This is a genomic window from Pseudomonas sp. P9_35 (assembly GCF_034008205.1).
GTDB classification, from domain to species: domain Bacteria; phylum Pseudomonadota; class Gammaproteobacteria; order Pseudomonadales; family Pseudomonadaceae; genus Aquipseudomonas; species Aquipseudomonas kilonensis.
In genome coordinates, this window is the sequence record NZ_CP125373.1 from 3,710,860 (window position 1) to 3,727,628 (window position 16,769).

Consider the following 16,769-nt stretch of genomic DNA (forward strand, 5'->3'; position numbering starts at 1 on the left):
AACTTTTGCACAAGCGCAGCACTCCATTGATCAATGCCATCATCAACAAGGAGCACTTCAATGGCCCGTAAAAGCACCGTGCAAGCGAATGGAGAGCAAATCAAGGATCAAGCCTTCAGCGAACTGAAGGCGTTGATCGAAGAATCGGAGAAGCTGCTCAAAAGCAGTGCCTCGCTGGTGGGTGAAGACGCTGACGACCTGCGCGGCCAGATCTCCCAGAAACTGCAACAAGCGCTTGATTCGGTCGCCAGCGCACGGGAGCGCACCCGCCCCATGGTCGACGCCACTGAGGTCTATATTGGCGGCCACCCCTGGCAGACCGTGGCGATTTCCGCCGGTTTCGGGCTGGTGGTGGGCTTGTTGTTGGGACGGCGTTAAGGAACAGCCTCCAGCCCCCAAGAGATTGTGTAAGTGGTTAAAACTGTGGGAGCGAGCTTGCTCACGATAGCGGTGGGTCAGGCAACATCAACGCTGCTGAACCACCGCCATCGCGAGCAAGCTCGCTCCCACAGGCGTTTTTGGATGAGCCTGCCATTTATGAACATCCACAAGGTCTTGCTTTAAGCCACTGCTCCCGCCCGCAGGATCGACGCATCCTCCCCGCGATACAGCGCCTCGACCTTCCCCGCCCGCCACTGCAACACCGCCCGTTGGTTGATCGAGCCCTTGTCAGTGATTTCACCGCGGTCGATGGAGGCTGGCTCATCGAGCAAGGCGATCCACTCCACGCGACTGGCGTTGCCGCTGGCTTCGCGGTTCAGGCGTTGCAGCCAGTCGGCGAACCATTGGCGCACCGCAGGGCTGGCAAGAACCCGGGCGTCACTGGCGTCCGCGCCCAGGCCTGACAAGCGCCGGCATTCAGCAAGCCGTGGGAACACCAGCGCCCCCAGGCACTCGCGATCCGGCGCGGTAATCACCAAGTCCTGGACGTAGGGCGTGCCCTCCAGCACCGCCCGGTTGCGCAACGGCCCGACGCTGACGAAGACACCGGAAGACAATTTGAAATCCTCGGCGATCCGCCCATCGAACATCAGCCCCAGTTGCGGATGGCTGGCATCGGCCAGCTTGATCGCATCCCCCGAACAGTAGAAACCGTCCTCGTCGAATACCTCGGCCGTTTGCTGCGGCGAACGCCAGTAGCCGGGCATGATGTGCGGCCCGCGAAAACGCCCTTCGAACTTGCCGTCCACCGGCACCAGGCGCACCTCGCAGCCAGGCGCTGGAAGGCCGATGTAGCCGGCCATGGACAACGGCCCGGTGGTAAAGGTGCAGGACGGCGCCGCCTCGGTCATGCCCAGGCCCGCCATCATGCGGATACGTTCGCCGCAATGCTGTTCGGCGACCTTGTCGAGTCGGTCCCAGGTGCTTTGGGACAAGCCCGCCGCCGCAAAGAAGAACAGACTGATGCGCTTGAAGAAACGCTCGCGCAACTCACCGTCCCGCTCCAGGGCGCTGACCAGTTCCTCCCAGCCCTTGGGCACGGTCAGGTAGGCGGTCGGTGAAATATCCTTGAGGTTGCGCAGGGTTTCGGCGAAGCCCTGGGCGGTGGGTTTGCCGTCGTCCAGGTAGAACGTGCCGCCGTTGTACAGCACGATGCCAACGTTGTGGCTGCCACCGAACGTGTGGTTCCACGGCAACCAGTCCACCAGCACCGGCGGCACCTCGCCGAACACCGGAAAGGTCTGCAGCAGCATCTGCTGATTGGCACAAAGCATACGCTGGGTGGTGATCACCGCTTTGGGCAGCTTGGTGGAGCCTGAGGTAAACAGGAACTTGGCAATGCTGTCCGGGCCGGTGGCAGCGAACGCCTGCTCGGCCTCGACACCGCCGGGTTGGGCCAGCAGGCTGGCGAAGCTTGTCCTGGGCCGGCCTGCCATCTCGCCACGCACCGTGATCAAGGGCACGTCCGCCGGCAATACGGCAGTGATTGCCCGCTCGAACGGTGCGGCTTCACTGACAAACACCAGCCCCGGCTGCAACAGATCGCAGACATGGCGCAGCTTGGCGAAATCCTGGGACAGCAATGAATAGGCCGGCGAAACCGGGCAATAGGGAATACCGGCGTACATCGCGCCGAGGGCCATTTGCAGGTGCTCGATGTCGTTGCCCGAGAGCAGCGCCAAGGGTTTCTCCGCCGACAAACCGTAACCGAGCAGGCTTTGGGCGATGGCCCGGACACTGTCGAGCATTTGCGCATAACTGACTCGACGCCAGTCACCGCCGGCTTCACGGGCCGCGATAAACGTCTGCTCTGGGCGCACCTTGGCCCAGTGCACCAGGCGCTCGAGCAATCGCGCCGGCAGCGGGGCCAGGGGCTCCAGGGAGCGCATGTGCAAGACGCCACGCTCTTCCCGGACTTCGACGGCAGGATGACCAATCGACACCTGGCGATACCGCCCGGCCTCGGGTCGGGAGGACGATCTGGACTCGGAACTCACGTACATTTCCTCCACCAAGGCACACTCGGGTCGCGATGCGAGCGGAGCGTGGCAGCACTAGGCTGCGGCCTTGTCATTGTTATTCTGGCCTGCATCCGGGCGATGGCCTTCAAGGCTCGATCGCCCACGATGCGACGGGTTTCAGATCGGGTAATGCCGGGGACCGTTCTGCAAGGTCACCCAACGCAGCTGGGTGAAATGCTCGATGGACGCCTTGCCGCCAAAGCTGCCGTAACCGCTGGACTTGACCCCGCCGAAGGGCATCTGCGCCTCATCATGCACGGTCGGCCCGTTGATGTGGCAAATGCCCGACTCGACCCGCTGGGCCAAGGCTAGAGCACGACTCGTGTCGCGACTGAAGATGGCAGCCGACAGGCCGAACTCGGAATCGTTGGCCAGGCGCAGCAGCTCTTCATCGCCGTCACCGCGCAGCAACACGGCCACCGGCCCGAAGGACTCTTCGCGGTACAGGCGCATCTGCGCAGTGACGCCGTCGAGCAAAGTCGGCTGCAGGATGCTGCCTTCCAACTGCCCACCCGTGACCAGCGTTGCACCTTTGGCCAGGGCATCGTCGATCAGCCCCTTGATGCGTTGGCCGGCACTGACGTCGACCAACGAGCCCAACACCGAATCAGCGGCCGTCGGATCACCGGCGCGCAGGGTGGCGATCTTCGCGGTCAAGCGGGCGACGAACTCATCCGCCACGCTGGCATCGACGATCAGTCGCTCGGTGGACATGCAGATCTGGCCCTGGTTGAAGTAGGCTCCGAAGGCCGCTGCTTGCACCGCAGCGTCCAGGTCGGCGTCGTCCAGCACCAGCAGCGGCGCCTTGCCACCCAGTTCCAGCAACGCGGGCTTGAGGTGGCGCGCCGACAGTTCGCCGACGATGCGCCCGACGTGGGTCGAACCGGTGAAATTGACCCGGCGCACCGCCGGGTTGGCAATCAATCGTTCGACAATGGCCGGCGCATCCGCGGGGGCGTTACAGATCACGTTGACCACACCGTCACCCAACCCTGCGTCCTGCAACACCTGGCCGATCAGCCGGTGCACCGCCGGGCTTATTTCAGAAGCCTTGAGCACTACGGTGTTACCGCAAGCCAGGGGCATGGCGATGGCGCGGGTGGCGAGAATCACCGGAGCGTTCCAGGGGGCGATGCCCAGCACCACGCCGCAAGGCTGACGCAGGGCCATGGCGAAACTGCCAGGCACGTCCGAAGGAATGATTTCGCCATTGATCTGGGTGGTCATGGAAGCGGCTTCGCGCAGCATGTTCGCCGCCAGGTGCACGTTGAAACCGTACCAATTGGCCATGGCACCGGTCTCGCCGGCAGCAGCGACGAATTCACTGCTGCGGGCCTGTAACTGCTCGGCCGCACGCAACAGCCGCGTCCGGCGTTCGTTAGGCGCCAACGCGGCCCAGGCGGGAAACGCCGCTTGGGCAGCAGCCACGGCGGCGTCGGCATCTTCCAGGGCGGCGGCGGCCACGCGAGACACCACCTCACCGGTCACCGGGTTGCAGCGTTCGAAGGTCCGGCCGTCACGGGCCGGGCACGACTGGCCGCCAATCAACAGGGGCACGTCCAGCATGGTGATTCCTCTTTATTGTCTTTATCGGGAATACATCGCAGCGGTGTAACAGTAGCGCCAGGGCGACGCAGCGAACAGCGGGATGCGGCCCGCCATTCGCCGGTCGATTCAGCGCTTGTAGGTTTGCAAGCCCGGTTTGATGCTCTTGTCGTCCAGGAACTGCTTCATGCCCTGCTCGCGGCCACCTTCGGTGTCGAGCAGGCGCGACTGGTCGAGCTTGGCGTACAGGTAATCCTCGTTCTGCTCCCAGGTCAGTTCGCGGCAGCGCTTGAAACCATGCTTGGCGGCCCGCAGCACCACCGGGTTCTTTTCCAGCAGGTTGCGCGCCAGCTCCACAGTCACTTCACGCAGTTGCGCCAGGGGTACGCTTTCGTTGACCAGGCCCATCTCGGCGGCTTTCTGCCCGCCGAAGGTCTTGCCGGTCATGATGTAGTACAGCGATTGGCGATGGCCCACGGTATCGGCCATGGCCTTGCTGACCAGGTTACCCGGCGGGATGCCCCAGTTGATTTCCGAGAGCCCGAAGGTGGCTTCATCGGCGCAGATCGCCAGGTCACACGCCACCAGCGGGCTGAAACCGCCACCAAAGCACCAGCCGTTGACCATGGCGATGGTTGGCTTGGCGTACATGCGCAGCAGCTTCCATTGCCATTGCGACGCTTCACGACGGATTTTTTCCTGGAGGATTTCCGGCCCGGCATCCACTTCGCGGAAATATTCCTTGAGGTCCATGCCAGCGGTCCAGGCATCACCGGCCCCGGTCAGCACCAATACGCCAGCGGCCGGATCCTGCTCCAGCGTCTCGAGCACGTCGATCATCTCGCGGTTGAGGGTCGGGCTCATGGCGTTGCGTTTTTCCGGGCGATTGAGGATGACCCAGGCGATGCCCTCCTCGATTTCGACCTTGACCGTTTTCCAGCGACCTTCGTAATTGCTCATGATGCGTGCTCTCTTGTTCTTGGCTGAAGATGATCAAAAACTAAACCGGAAAAATAGTTATGTCAATTAACTATTAATCGATTTATCTGTATTTTTCCGGGCCTGGATCGAAGGTTACAAATCTCGAATATGCGCGAGCCCATAGCCAGGGCGCCGCAACCCCGGCAAACTGGATAGCCTTGTTAACCACTCCCCTTGAGGAAGCTCACTTCGATGGCCAAGTCTTCCAAGCTTGCCGAACCCGCCGAGCCCCTGGCTGCCGGTACCGACGCGCAAGCGCCGTTGGACTCCGCGCTGGACGACCTGATCGGTTACGCCCTGCGTCGCGCCCAGTTGAAACTGTTCCAGAACCTGATTGGCCGGCTCGCCGTCCACGATCTGCGCCCTGCCCAGTTCTCGGCCCTGACAATCATCGACCAGAATCCCGGCCTGATGCAGGCCGACCTGGCCAAGGCCCTGACAATCGAGCCACCGCAAGTGGTGCCGCTGCTGAACAAGTTGGAAAGCCGCGCCCTGGCCGTGCGCGTGCGCTGCAAGCCGGATAAACGCTCCTACGGGATTTTCCTGAGCAAGACTGGCGAAACGTTGCTCAAGGAGCTCAAGCAAATCGCCGCGCAGAGCGACCTCGACTCCACGGCGACCCTTTCAGGGGCTGAGCGTGAGGAGTTGCTGCGGTTGTTGAAGAAGGTTTACCAGTAAAAGAACACCGCTCCCCTGTGGCGAGAGAGCTTGCTCCCGCTGGGTTGCGTCCGTAGGAGCTGTGTAGGAGCTGTCGAGTGAAACGAGGCTGCGATCTTTCCCCAGACACTTGAATCTCAAGCGAAAGATCAAAAGATCAAAAGATCAAAAGATCGCAGGCTTCGCCAGCTCCTACAGAGCCCAGCGGGAGCAATCTCTGGCCACAAAAGCACTGCATCACTCGTCAAGGCATCACCAGATCGGCACGCTGTACGTCACCAGGAACCGGGTCTGGTTCTCGTCGCGAAACGCCGCCGTCCCCGGGAAGTTGTTGCGATAGATCGATTTGCGCGCCAGCAGCCCGACGTTTTTCAGCGGGCCGCCCTGGATCACGTATCCCAGCTCCATCTGGAACTCACGCTCCTTGCGATCCTCGGCATTGAGGGCCGCCAGTTCGATGTGATCGCCACGCACATAACGCAGCCGACTCCGCAGGCCCGGCACGCCCACGGCGGCAAAGTCGTAGTCATGGATCGCTTGCCAGGTGCGTTCCTTGGCATTGAGGAAATCCGAGCTCATGGTCATTTCGCTCAAGCCCATCAGCTCGGTGCCGGACACATAAGGCGTGGCCGTATCGCCACTGGCATGCATGTAGCCCAGGCTCACGCGATGGCCACCCAGGCGATAGCCGACCAGCGCCGAGACATTGCGGTTATCCACTTTGCCAGCCTTGGCCGCGCCGTCTTCGTCGCTGAAAAAACTGCGCAGGTCGGTGGTCAGGACGCCGTCGCCCAAGGGCAGGTTGTGCAACAACGCCAGGGTGTTCTGTTGATACAAATCCGCCACTTCAGCGTGATAAGCCCGCAGGCTCAGGTCTTTGTTGACCTGGTAGTCGCCGCCCACATACGCCATATGGGAAGAAGTCGCCGCACCGTTGAAACGACGGTTGGGCGAGGCGATGCTCATCGGTTGGTAGTCGGTGGAGTCGCGCCGGGCGATGCGATCGATATAACCGGTGTTCAACGTCAAGCCGTCGATGTCCTTGGAACTGAGGGTCGTCCCGCGAAAGGTCTGCGGCAGCAGCCGCGATGGGCTGGCAAAGGCAAACGGCAGGAAGATCGACACATCGCCGGTCTTCACCGTGGTTTGCGCGAAACGCAGCTTGCCGGTCACGCCCAGGCGCGAATACTCATCCGCCGCGCGCTTGTCGCTGCTCGACACCGGCAACAGTTCGGTGCCGCTTCGGTCAGGCGACGAGTCGAGCTTGATGCCCAGCAATCCCCTCACGTCGAGGCCGAACCCGACCGTGCCTGGGGTAAACCCCGACTCGACGTTCATGAACACGCCTTGAGCCCACTCCCTGGCCGCGGTCTTGGCGCCGTCGTCCTTGTAGTCGCGGTCCATGTAGTAATTGCGCAGGGTCAGGGTACCGTGGCTGTCGTCGAAGAAGCCCTCCGCCCGCAAGGCGGGAGCCCCCAGGCTCAGCCCGAGACAGGCCAGCAGATGAACGAGCGATGAAACAGGGCGCGCCGTCAGGGCGGCCCGGGCAAGGTTTGGCATGTTCGATATCCACTTATTGTTGTTGTTTTGTTCGGCCCAGCCTTGGTGATGGGGGCCGTGGGAACCAAGAATGGAAACCGCACGGGTGCTTCGTCAATCAACACTGACCGATAATCGAACATTAATATCATTAACTAATTTACCGCCCGGCTTGAAAATCCGCACCAAGCCGCTGATTTTTATAATGATCTGGCCAGCTTACGACTCCTCCTTGGCAGCCTTCATTTTTTAGTTAGCTTTGTTAATCTTAAATGCAGCTGCCGGTTATCCTCCGAGCCGGTGTTCCCTCACAAAAACAATAAGAGGATTTGCCATGAACCAGCCGGCGCGTCGTGCGACGCTGACCATCGCCTTGTGTTTCATCGTCGCGTTGATCGAGGGTTTCGACCTGCAGTCAGCCGGTACCGCAGCCGCAGGGCTGCGACAGACATTTGCCCTCGACCCGAAAATGATGGGTTGGGTATTCAGCGCCGGGATCATCGGGCTGTTGCCAGGTGCGTTCTTCGGCGGCTGGATCGCTGATCGCATCGGTCGCAAGAAAATCCTCGTCACCGCTGTCTTGCTGTTCGGCGTGTTTTCCCTCAGCACCGCTTATGTCGAACACTTCTCCAGCCTCTTGCTCGTACGTTTCATGACCGGCCTGGGCTTGGGCGCCGCCCTGCCCAACCTCATTGCCCTGTGCGCCGAAGCCGTGGGCGAGCAGCGCCGGGGCACGGCCATCAGCGTGATGTATGCCGGCGTGCCGTTGGGTGGTGCGTTGGCGGCAGTGGTCGCCATGTTGTTTGGCGAGCACTGGCAGATGACGTTTTTCATCGGTGGATTGGCGCCCTTGCTGGTGGTCCCGCTGATGCTCCTGTGGCTCCCCGAATCCAGCGCCTTTCGCCAGGCGCAGGATGGCGGCTCATCGCGTGGCTCAACCGCTCAGGCGCTGTTCGGTGAAGGTCGCGGCGGTACCACTTTGGCGTTGTGGCTGAGTTATTTCTTCACCCTGACGGTGATGTACATGTTGCTCAACTGGCTGCCGTCGTTGCTGCTGGAACAGGGCTTCAGCAAACCCCAGGCCGGCCTGGTGCAGATGCTGTTCAACATCGGCGGAGCGCTTGGCTCGTTGCTCGGAGGCCTGTTGCTGGACCGTTGCAATGGCATCAAGGTGGTGCTGTTCGTCTATGCCGGGCTGCTGAGCGCCCTGGCCGGGGTCGGGTTGTCGGTCGGTATCGTGCCGATGGCCATTGCCGGGTTCGCCGCTGGGTTGTTTGTCATGGCTGCGCAATTGGTCCTCTATGCCTTGGCGCCGCCCTCCTACCCTACCGCCGTACGTGCGACGGGAGTGGGTGCAGCGGTGGCCATCGGACGCCTGGGGTCGGTGGCCGGGCCTCTGGCTGCCGGACAGATCCTGGCAGCTGGGGGTGGGACCACAGCCGTATTGCTGGCGACTTCGCCTGGGTTGGTGGTCGCGACTTTGGCAGTTCTCAGTGTGATTCGTCGTTCGGTCGGGCCGCGGTTGGGTGCTCCTGAGCCGGTCGCTGGGAACTCCTGACTTGGTGTGTATATCCGTTATTTGGGTAACGGCGGCTTAGGGTTCCGCCCTTACGGCGGCTCACTTTTGGAAGAGCGCCAAAAGTAAGCAAAAACGCTTTGCCCCACCACTCGGCACCTCGCCTAGGCTCGGTGTGCCCTCACTCCGGCATTGCTCCGTGGGCCGCCGCGAAGGGCCATCCATGGCCCAGCGCGGCTAACCCGGCATCCATGCCGGGTTGCCCACTGCGCAATGCCTGCGTTCGGCCATCGTGGTTAACGGGGCGCCGAGATCAACGTCCACCGCGAGGCGGCCTGACAGCCGACCTGGCTCTTGGTAGGACCGCGTTTCCCCTGTGGGAGCGAGCTTGCTCGCGATGACGCCAGCACAGCCAACATCACCACCAACTGCCCCTCCGCAATCGCGAGCAGGCTGAACTGGTCAAGTAAATCCGGACACCAGTTACGGTGTTTATGCTGCTTTTTGCTCCATGGCTATTGGCGATAGGTAGTCGTTGTAGCTGTGGAGCCTGGTGCGGTTGTAGTACATGAAGAAGCGCACCATATCGGTTTGTGCTTCCTCGCTCGTGCTGTAACCGTTGCGAGGGACCCATTCTGACTTCAGGGTGCCGAAAAAACGTTCTGTTGGAGCATTGTCCCAGCACTGCCCGCGATGACTCATGCTTTGCAAAATGCCATTGCGCATCAACTCTTCTTGAAACTTGCGGCTGGTGTACTGACAGCCCTGATCCGAATGAAACATCAATCCAGGTGGGCATGTTCGAAGCTCTATCGCCATGCGTAACGCCTTGCTGACCAGGTTGGCGTCATTGACCAGCGAAAATGCCCAACCAATGACCCGGCGAGCAAACAAGTCGATCACGATGGCCAGATGAACCCAGCGTTTACCCACCATCAAGCTTGTAACGTCGCCACACCAGACCTGATTGACCACGGTCGGCTTGAAATTACGCTTGAGCAGATTGGGTGCGACAAATGCTTCAACTCCTTTGGACCTGAATGGATGAGGCTGGCGTTGTTTACTGACAATGTTGGCTTCCCTCATCAGTGTTCTAACAAGGCTTCTGCCGACCGCTATGTTTTGGGCCTTCAGATGCTTGCTGATCGTTCTGGACCCCATGGCTTCCCGGCTTTCGCTGTGCAGTTCAACCACCTTCCCCTTGAGTTCTTCGCGCTCGATCTTAGGCCGCGAGAGCCGCTGTAGCCATTCGTAAAAGCTGCTGCGCTTCACATCGAAAACGCGACACAGGATGGCGGTCGGGAATGACTCTCTTAGCTCCGCGATCATCGAAAACGATCGGGATCCGACATCAAGAGAGCGGTAGCCTTTTTTAAGATTTCGGCTTCCATTTCCATGCGTTTGATCTTGGCTTTCAGATCCTGAATCTGCCGTTGATCCTCAGTAATGGCCTTGGTGCCTTGAACTGGCTGACCTTTTTGTTCCTTGCGAACCTGGTCCACCCACCGTCGTAACGCGGTAGCACTGATGTCCAGCGACGCGCAGACTTCCTGTACTGAACAGTTGTCATCAATCACCATGCTGGCCGCACGATGTTTGAACTCGCGGGAAAAGACTCTTCTTTCTTTCATGGAACCTCCAAATTGGCGAAATCATATCGCCCTTAAGAGGTGTCCGGAATTATTAGGCCAGTTCAGGCTCGCTCCCACAAGGTTTCGAGTGTTCACGACATCTGATGTCGACACAAAATCCTGTGGGAGCGAGCTTGCTCGCGATGACGTCGGCACTGCCAACATCACCACCAACTGACCTACCGCTATCGCGAGCAAGCTCGCTCCCACAAGGTTTCGAGTGTTCACGACATCTGGTGTCGACACAAAATCCTGTGGGAGCGAGCCTGCTCGCGATGACATCGGCACAGCCAACATCACCACAAGCTGACCCACCGCTATCGCGAGCCAGCTCGCTCCCACAAGGGGTTTTGGGGCTGAGGCTCTGACATTGATCGGCCTAGACCTTGAACCGCGCCACCGTCTCATGCAGTGACCCGGCCATCTGCGCCAGGTCCTGGCCCGCCGTATCGGTATGCCGCGCGCCCAGCATGACCTGTTCGGAGAGGTTGCGAATGCCCACCAGGTTACGATCCACCTCTCGCGCCACCAGTGCCTGCTGTTCCGTGGCGCTGGCGATCATCAGGTTGCGCTCGTTGATGTGCGAGATCGAATGGGCGATTTCATCCAGGGCATCGCCGGAGCGCTGGGCCACTAGCAGCGTGGCTTGCACCAGTTCGCTGTTGTTCTGCATGGAGCTCACCGCATGCCCGCTGTCCAGGCGGATATTACCGATCATGCCCTCGATTTCCCGAGTCGAATCCTGGGTCCGATGAGCCAACGCCCGGACTTCATCGGCCACCACTGCAAAACCACGCCCGGCATCACCGGCGCGGGCGGCTTCGATAGCGGCGTTCAGTGCCAGGAGATTGGTCTGCTCAGCAATGCTGCGGATCACATCCAGCACCGAGCTGATGTCCTGTACCCGCCCGGCCAATTGCTGGATTCGCCCGGAACTGTCCGTCACACCTTCGGCCAGCGCGGTAATGGAAGCCACCGTTTCCTGGACCTGTTCACGACCGCGCTGGGCCGTTTGCTCGGACACTCGCGAGGCTTCGCTGGTGCTCACCGCATTGCGCGCCACTTCATCCACCGCGGCGGTCATCTGGTTCACGGCCGCGGCAGCCTGTTCGATTTCATGCCCTTGCAACTGCAAGGTGCTGCTGGTCTGGCTGCTCACCGCGCTCAGTTCTTCGGAGGAACTGGCCACCCGATCCACCGAGGCCGCAATGTGCCGGACCATGCTGTTGAGGCTCTGCTGCATGTCGTGCATGTTGCTCATCACGCTGTCATTGGCGCCGACACCCACGGGCACGCGGATCGTCAGGTCGCCCTGGGCGATGAGGTTAAGCACCCGCGCCGCGTCATTGGGTTCACCACCCAGGGGACGGGTCACGCTGCGGGTCACCAGGACCGCCACGGTCGTCACCAGGGCCAGGCAAGCCAGCACCAACGCCAGCATGTTGCGCCGCGCATCGTTGTAACGTGCCTGGGCCAAGTGCTCACGTTCGACAAAGACCTTGCCCTGCATCGCCATCATTCCTTCGAGGCTTTTGTACACCTCAAGCTCCGCCGGAATCACGCCCTGCTTGAGCTGCGTCATCGCCTCGTCCGTCGCGCCCTGGCGGATCAACGCCTGCACCTGGACGAACGCCGCCACATAGGCCTCGCGACGCTTTTTCAACTCGGCATACGCGGCCTTGCCTTCAGGCTGATCGAACAGCGGCTCCAGCGTGGCGAAGGCCTGGGTAATCCGTTGTCGGGTGGCGTCGATGGATTGCTGGACTTGCACGTTGTTCTTGTCGATCAGCAAGTCTCGGGTGTTCCTGGCGTTGTCGCGCACACCCGTGGCGATCACCATGATCGGGTCGATCTTCGGCCAATCCTGCCGAACGATCTGCTCGGCCTGGTCGCGCAGCATCGCCAGGTCGTTCAAGGCGTAGAACGTCAAGGCGATCAAGGCCAGTGGCGCGATGGCAAAGCCGATCACGATGCGTTGGGCGGTGGTGAGTCTGGTCATATCAAATGCTCCCTGTTCAACTACCTGCCGGTTGGCAGCGCATTTGAAAACCTTAAAAAAGTGTGGTCCGGTCATCTCGGGCCGCTGTCGGTCGTTCATCTCGGCGCTCGCTCAACTGCGTAAGACGAACGAGGGAAACAGCTCGCGCATGGCGGCCCATAGTTCGGGCTGCAAAGCGTGTGCCGAGACGCTGGAAAGGTGGGGATCGAGCATCCGCGCAGTGCGCACCAGTTGCACGGCGAACCGCGTGACGCCGCGTTCGCTCAAGCGTCGGGCCAGGGTCAGCAACCGCTCGGGGTCGAACAGATGCCAGTGCACCGTCGTGCGACATTCATAATCCACGCCGCTGGCCAACAGGTGGTCGAGGCTGCGCCAGTTGGCGGCGCCGCTGCCCTCGACCCGGGTCACGTCCAGGGCATCCTCGGGCAAGGCCTTGACGTCGAAACCCACCCAGTCGGCAAGCCCGACCACTTTGGCGAAGGCCGCCGGCTTGATGCCGGCGCTGTGCAGGCCGATGCGAAAGCCCATCTGCCGCACTTGCTCCATGGCTGGCGCCAGGCCGTCCTGCAAGGTCGGTTCGCCGCCGCTGAAGACCACGGCGTCGAGCAAATCCTGACGACGTTGCAGGAACGCCAATACCCGGCACCAATCCACCTCCTCGCTGCCGCGCGGCGGGATCAGTTGCGGGTTGTGGCAATAACGACAACGCCAGGCACAGCCCTGGCAAAACAGCACACACGCCAGTTGGCCCGGATAATCGAGGGTGGTCAGGGGCACCATGCCCCCGACCCGTAGCACTCGACTCATGGACGCCCGGCCGCGCGTTCGGTGAAGTGCACCCGCTCGCGATGCTCGGACTGCTTGCCTGGGTTGAAGGCCGCCACCGGGCGGTGATAACCCATCACGCGGGTCCAGACTTCGCAACGTTGACGTTGTGCTTGGGGAAGGCTTTGCGATGCATTCATGGGTGAAGCTCCTTGCGGTCGATGGATCGGATCAGTGAACGCTGCCCTGGCGCTGTTGTTGCAGCAGCAAGGCCTCGTCGCATTTGGGGCAAAACTCGTGTTCGCCGGCCAGGTAGCCGTGCACCGGGCAGATGGAAAAGGTCGGCGTGATGGTCAGGTACGGCAGGCGGAAACGTCCCAGGGCCTTGCGCACCAGTTGCTTGCAAGCCTGTGTGGAGGAAATCTGCTCGGCCATGTACAGGTGCAACACGGTGCCGCCGGTGTATTTGCATTGCAGTTCGTCTTGCAGCTCCAGGGCTTCGAACGGATCTTCGGTGAAGCCCACCGGCAGTTGCGACGAGTTGGTGTAGTACGGGGCGACCGGGCTGCCGGCCTGCAAGATATCCGGATAGCGCTTGAGGTCTTCCTTGGCGAAGCGGTACGTGGTGCCCTCGGCGGGCGTGGCTTCGAGGTTGTAGAGGTGGCCGGTTTCTTCCTGGAACCGCAGCAGCGTGGCCCGCACGTGATCCAACAGTTTCAGGGCGAATTCCCGGCCTTGCTCGGTGTGCAGGCCTTGCTGGTCATCGGTGAAATTGCGCAGCATTTCGTGCAGGCCATTCACGCCGATGGTGGAGAAGTGATTGCGCAAGGTACCCAGGTAGCGCTTGGTGTAAGGGTACAAACCGGCATCCATGTGATGCTGGATGACCTTGCGCTTGACCTCCAGGCTCTCCATCGCCAGTTCCATCAGCGTATCGATGCGTTGCAGCAACGCGCTGGTGTCGCCCTTGTACAGGTAGCCCAGACGGGCGCAGTTGATGGTCACCACGCCCAGGGAACCGGTCTGCTCCGCCGAACCGAACAAGCCGCCGCCGCGCTTGAGCAACTCGCGCACGTCCAGCTGCAAGCGGCAGCACATCGACCGCACCTGATTGGGTTGCATGTCCGAGTTGAGGAAGTTCTGGAAATACGGCAGGCCGTAACGGGCGGTCATTTCGAACAGCCGGTCGGCGTTCTCGCTGTCCCACGGAAAGTCGTGGGTGATGTTGTAGGTCGGGATCGGGAAAGTGAACACCCGCCCTTTCGCATCGCCGGCCTGCATCACCTCGATGTAGGCGCGGTTGATCAGTTCCATTTCCGCTTGCAGGTCACCGTAGGCGAACGGCATCTCTTCGCCGCCAACGATCGGGATCTGTTCGCGCAAGTCCTGTGGGCAGACCCAGTCGAACGTCAGGTTGGTGAACGGGGTTTGCGTGCCCCAGCGCGACGGTACGTTGAGGTTGTAGATGAACTCCTGCAACGACTGGCGGACCTCGTCGTAGCTGAGCTGGTCCTTGCGCACATAGGGCGCCAGGTAAGTGTCGAACGAACTGAACGCCTGGGCGCCGGCCCATTCGTTCTGCAGGGTGCCGAGGAAGTTCACCATCTGTCCCAGGGCACTGCTCAGATGCTTGGGCGGCCCGGCCTCGACCCGCCCTGGCACGCCATTGAGGCCTTCGTGCAACAGGGTGCGCAAGGACCAGCCGGCACAGTAGCCAGCGAGCATGTCCAGGTCGTGGATATGCAGGTCAGCCTCGCGGTGCGCCTCGCCGATGGCCTGGCTGTAGACTTCATCGAGCCAGTAGTTGGCGGTGACCTTGCCCGAAACGTTGAGGATCAGCCCGCCGAGGGAATACCCCTGGTTGGCATTGGCCTGCACGCGCCAGTCTTCGCGGTCCAGGTATTCGTTCATCGACGTGGCGACTTCCACCAGCGTACGGCGATCCCGACGCAGGCGTCCGTGTTGCTCGCGATACACGATGTAGGCACGCATGGAGAGAAAGAAACCGGCGTCCATCAGTACCCGTTCGACACGGTCCTGGATCTGCTCGACGTTCAACCGCGTCTGCCCTTCCAACCGCGCCAACACTGCCTCCAGCAACGCCTCGGCCTCGGCTTCGGCGTATTCGCCGGTGGCCTTGCCGGCGGCGATCAGCGCCTGGCGGATCTTGTCCGCATCAAAGGCGACCACACTGCCATCGCGCTTGTGCAAGCGGTTACACCCTACTGAGATCAACGTGCTCTGCATTTTGGCTCCAGACACTACATATAGGCTTTTTGAGATCTTCAAACACAATATGCAGTGGAGAGTACGGACAAAAGGCAGGGTTGCAATTGATCGACATCAAGAATCGGGAGCGACCGGCATTCAGGCTCGAAAAGTCATTTTTTCAAGCGCCGCAGATCCCTTGTGGGAGCGAGCTTGCTCGCGATAGCGGTGGGTCAGTTAAGTTTGATGTTGACTGGGCCGCCGTCATCGCGAGCAAGCTCGCTCCCACACTGGTTTCCGGCTGACTGCAGGATTTAGACTCACCACAGCCCCCCTGTGGGAGCGAGCTTGCTCGCGATGAGGCCGGCACATTCAACGTCGAGGGTGCGGGCCAGAGTGCTTTGGGTCTGCTGCGCAGCCAAGCGGGAGCAAGCTCCCTCGCCACAGGACCCTGTGCGATCCCTCACCCCCCGCTCATGTTCATGAACCGCACAATCTGCACTTCCCCACCCGGGTTGAAGTCATGGCGCAGTGGCTTGCCACGCAACGCCTGGTGCACCGCCTGGATCACCGGTTGGTCTTCCAGCGGATAACGCCGCAGCAAGCCGCGCAAATCAAGGGAGTCTTCTTGCCCCAGGCACAACAGCAAACGCCCTTCGACGGTCATGCGCACGCGGTTGCAACTGGCGCAGAAGTTGTGGGTGTTGGGTGAAATGAAACCGATCCGAGTATCCGGATGACGCTCCAGGCGCACATAGCGCGCCGGCCCGCCGCTGCTCTCGGCACTGTCGAGCAGGCGATGATGGCGGGCGATCTCGGCCCGCACCTCATCGCTGGAACAGAACGACTCGCCCCGGGAACGCCCGACCTCTCCCAACGGCATCTCCTCGATAAAGCTGATGTCGATGCGTTGGTCGATGGCGTACTGCACCAGCGCCGGAACTTCATCGACATTGCGTCCCTTCATGACCACGCAGTTGAGCTTGATCCGCTCGAACCCGGCGACCTTCGCCGCTTCGATGCCGGCCAGCACCTGGTCCAGGTTGCCGTTGCGGGTGATCGCCCGAAAACGTTCGCCGTCCAGGCTGTCGAGGCTGATGTTCATGCGCTTGACCCCAGCCTCGACCAGCGGCTGGGCCAACCGCCCCAGCTGCGAGCCGTTGCTGGTCATCACCAGTTCCCGCAGGCCAGGCAATGCCGCGATCTCGCGACACAGCCCGACGATGCCCGGACGGATCAGCGGCTCGCCACCGGTCAGGCGGATTTTCTTCACCCCCAGGCCGACGAAAAGCCGCGCCAGGCGCTGCAACTCCTCCAAGGTCAAGACTTGCTGACGCGGCAGGAACGTCATGTTTTTCGCCATGCAATACACACAACGAAAATCACAACGATCGGTCACCGACATCCGCAAATAATCGATCTGGCGCCCAAATCCGTCCTGCAACACCGCGTTCATGAAGATCTCC

Annotated in this window: 14 protein-coding genes; 3 read left to right on the forward strand and 11 right to left on the reverse strand. The window is 61.2% G+C overall.

The genetic code is table 11. The annotated features are described in order from the left end of the window. The first annotated feature begins 60 nt into the window (after positions 1-60). A complete protein-coding gene (locus QMK47_RS16120) occupies positions 61-378 on the forward strand; it encodes a DUF883 family protein (protein ID WP_253475316.1) in 318 nt (105 codons plus the stop codon). 182 nt (positions 379-560) lie between these two features. On the opposite strand, the gene QMK47_RS16125 is transcribed toward QMK47_RS16120, so the two are convergent. The 3 genes from QMK47_RS16125 to QMK47_RS16135 form a co-directional block, all read right to left on the reverse strand. Continuing rightward, positions 561-2,438: a feruloyl-CoA synthase gene (locus tag QMK47_RS16125; protein ID WP_320388724.1), complete on the reverse strand. Its 1,878-nt coding sequence runs from the start codon at positions 2,436-2,438 to the stop codon at positions 561-563. 141 nt (positions 2,439-2,579) lie between these two features. Then, positions 2,580-4,028, reverse strand: coding sequence for an aldehyde dehydrogenase (locus tag QMK47_RS16130; protein ID WP_320388725.1), 1,449 nt, complete (start codon positions 4,026-4,028; stop codon positions 2,580-2,582). A gap of 108 nt (positions 4,029-4,136) precedes the next feature. Next, positions 4,137-4,967: a p-hydroxycinnamoyl CoA hydratase/lyase gene (locus QMK47_RS16135; RefSeq protein ID WP_018601605.1), complete on the reverse strand. Its 831-nt coding sequence runs from the start codon at positions 4,965-4,967 to the stop codon at positions 4,137-4,139. A 213-nt stretch (positions 4,968-5,180) separates the two neighbouring features. Here QMK47_RS16135 and QMK47_RS16140 point away from each other — a divergent pair, with 213 nt between their 5' ends. Further along, positions 5,181-5,666 (forward strand): MarR family winged helix-turn-helix transcriptional regulator, encoded by a 486-nt coding sequence (locus QMK47_RS16140; protein ID WP_077506472.1) that lies wholly within the window; start codon positions 5,181-5,183, stop codon positions 5,664-5,666. A gap of 231 nt (positions 5,667-5,897) precedes the next feature. On the opposite strand, the gene QMK47_RS16145 is transcribed toward QMK47_RS16140, so the two are convergent. Continuing rightward, a complete protein-coding gene (locus tag QMK47_RS16145) occupies positions 5,898-7,205 on the reverse strand; it encodes an OprD family porin (RefSeq protein ID WP_258688236.1) in 1,308 nt (435 codons plus the stop codon). Between the two features lie 313 nt (positions 7,206-7,518). Here QMK47_RS16145 and mhpT point away from each other — a divergent pair, with 313 nt between their 5' ends. After that, a complete protein-coding gene (gene mhpT, locus QMK47_RS16150; RefSeq protein WP_253475328.1) occupies positions 7,519-8,742 on the forward strand; it encodes a 3-(3-hydroxy-phenyl)propionate transporter MhpT in 1,224 nt (407 codons plus the stop codon). Between the two features lie 450 nt (positions 8,743-9,192). Here mhpT and QMK47_RS16155 read toward each other — a convergent pair whose 3' ends face one another. From QMK47_RS16155 to moaA, 7 genes are all read right to left on the reverse strand, one after another. Next, positions 9,193-10,029, reverse strand: a complete 837-nt coding sequence (locus QMK47_RS16155; protein ID WP_253470111.1) for an IS3 family transposase — start codon at positions 10,027-10,029, stop codon at positions 9,193-9,195. Beyond that, entirely contained in the window at positions 10,026-10,331 is a 306-nt protein-coding gene (locus QMK47_RS16160; protein WP_038858942.1) for a transposase, read from the reverse strand. The genes QMK47_RS16155 and QMK47_RS16160 overlap by 4 nt, the downstream gene beginning before the upstream one ends. Positions 10,332-10,710: 379 nt before the next feature. After that, positions 10,711-12,330 carry a methyl-accepting chemotaxis protein gene (locus QMK47_RS16165; RefSeq protein WP_320388727.1) on the reverse strand — a complete coding sequence of 540 codons (1,620 nt, stop codon included), beginning with the start codon at positions 12,328-12,330 and terminating at the stop codon, positions 10,711-10,713. Between the two features lie 111 nt (positions 12,331-12,441). Then, positions 12,442-13,137 carry an anaerobic ribonucleoside-triphosphate reductase activating protein gene (locus QMK47_RS16170; RefSeq protein WP_250886109.1) on the reverse strand — a complete coding sequence of 232 codons (696 nt, stop codon included), beginning with the start codon at positions 13,135-13,137 and terminating at the stop codon, positions 12,442-12,444. Further along, positions 13,134-13,295 (reverse strand): anaerobic ribonucleoside-triphosphate reductase, encoded by a 162-nt coding sequence (gene nrdD, locus QMK47_RS16175; RefSeq protein ID WP_003202433.1) that lies wholly within the window; start codon positions 13,293-13,295, stop codon positions 13,134-13,136. Before nrdD ends, QMK47_RS16170 begins: the two co-directional genes overlap by 4 nt. 31 nt (positions 13,296-13,326) lie before the next feature. Further along, positions 13,327-15,342, reverse strand: coding sequence for a ribonucleoside triphosphate reductase (locus QMK47_RS16180; RefSeq protein WP_253475350.1), 2,016 nt, complete (start codon positions 15,340-15,342; stop codon positions 13,327-13,329). 424 nt (positions 15,343-15,766) lie between these two features. Further along, the gene (gene moaA, locus QMK47_RS16185; protein ID WP_320388728.1) at positions 15,767-16,759 is read right to left on the reverse strand and encodes a GTP 3',8-cyclase MoaA; all 993 of its coding nucleotides are present in this window, start codon (positions 16,757-16,759) and stop codon (positions 15,767-15,769) included. Positions 16,760-16,769: the final 10 nt, after the last annotated feature.

Coding starts and splice junctions, on each gene's coding strand:
- QMK47_RS16120 (WP_253475316.1), top strand. CDS start 61: ATGGCCCGTAAAAGCACCGTGCAAGCGAATGGAGAGCAAATCAAGGAT.
- QMK47_RS16130 (WP_320388725.1), bottom strand. CDS start 4,028: ATGCTGGACGTGCCCCTGTTGATTGGCGGCCAGTCGTGCCCGGCCCGT.
- QMK47_RS16135 (WP_018601605.1), bottom strand. CDS start 4,967: ATGAGCAATTACGAAGGTCGCTGGAAAACGGTCAAGGTCGAAATCGAG.
- QMK47_RS16140 (WP_077506472.1), top strand. CDS start 5,181: ATGGCCAAGTCTTCCAAGCTTGCCGAACCCGCCGAGCCCCTGGCTGCC.
- QMK47_RS16145 (WP_258688236.1), bottom strand. CDS start 7,205: ATGCCAAACCTTGCCCGGGCCGCCCTGACGGCGCGCCCTGTTTCATCG.
- mhpT (WP_253475328.1), top strand. CDS start 7,519: ATGAACCAGCCGGCGCGTCGTGCGACGCTGACCATCGCCTTGTGTTTC.
- QMK47_RS16155 (WP_253470111.1), bottom strand. CDS start 10,029: ATGATCGCGGAGCTAAGAGAGTCATTCCCGACCGCCATCCTGTGTCGC.
- QMK47_RS16160 (WP_038858942.1), bottom strand. CDS start 10,331: ATGAAAGAAAGAAGAGTCTTTTCCCGCGAGTTCAAACATCGTGCGGCC.
- QMK47_RS16165 (WP_320388727.1), bottom strand. CDS start 12,330: ATGACCAGACTCACCACCGCCCAACGCATCGTGATCGGCTTTGCCATC.
- QMK47_RS16170 (WP_250886109.1), bottom strand. CDS start 13,137: ATGAGTCGAGTGCTACGGGTCGGGGGCATGGTGCCCCTGACCACCCTC.
- nrdD (WP_003202433.1), bottom strand. CDS start 13,295: ATGAATGCATCGCAAAGCCTTCCCCAAGCACAACGTCAACGTTGCGAA.
- QMK47_RS16180 (WP_253475350.1), bottom strand. CDS start 15,342: ATGCAGAGCACGTTGATCTCAGTAGGGTGTAACCGCTTGCACAAGCGC.
- moaA (WP_320388728.1), bottom strand. CDS start 16,759: ATGAACGCGGTGTTGCAGGACGGATTTGGGCGCCAGATCGATTATTTG.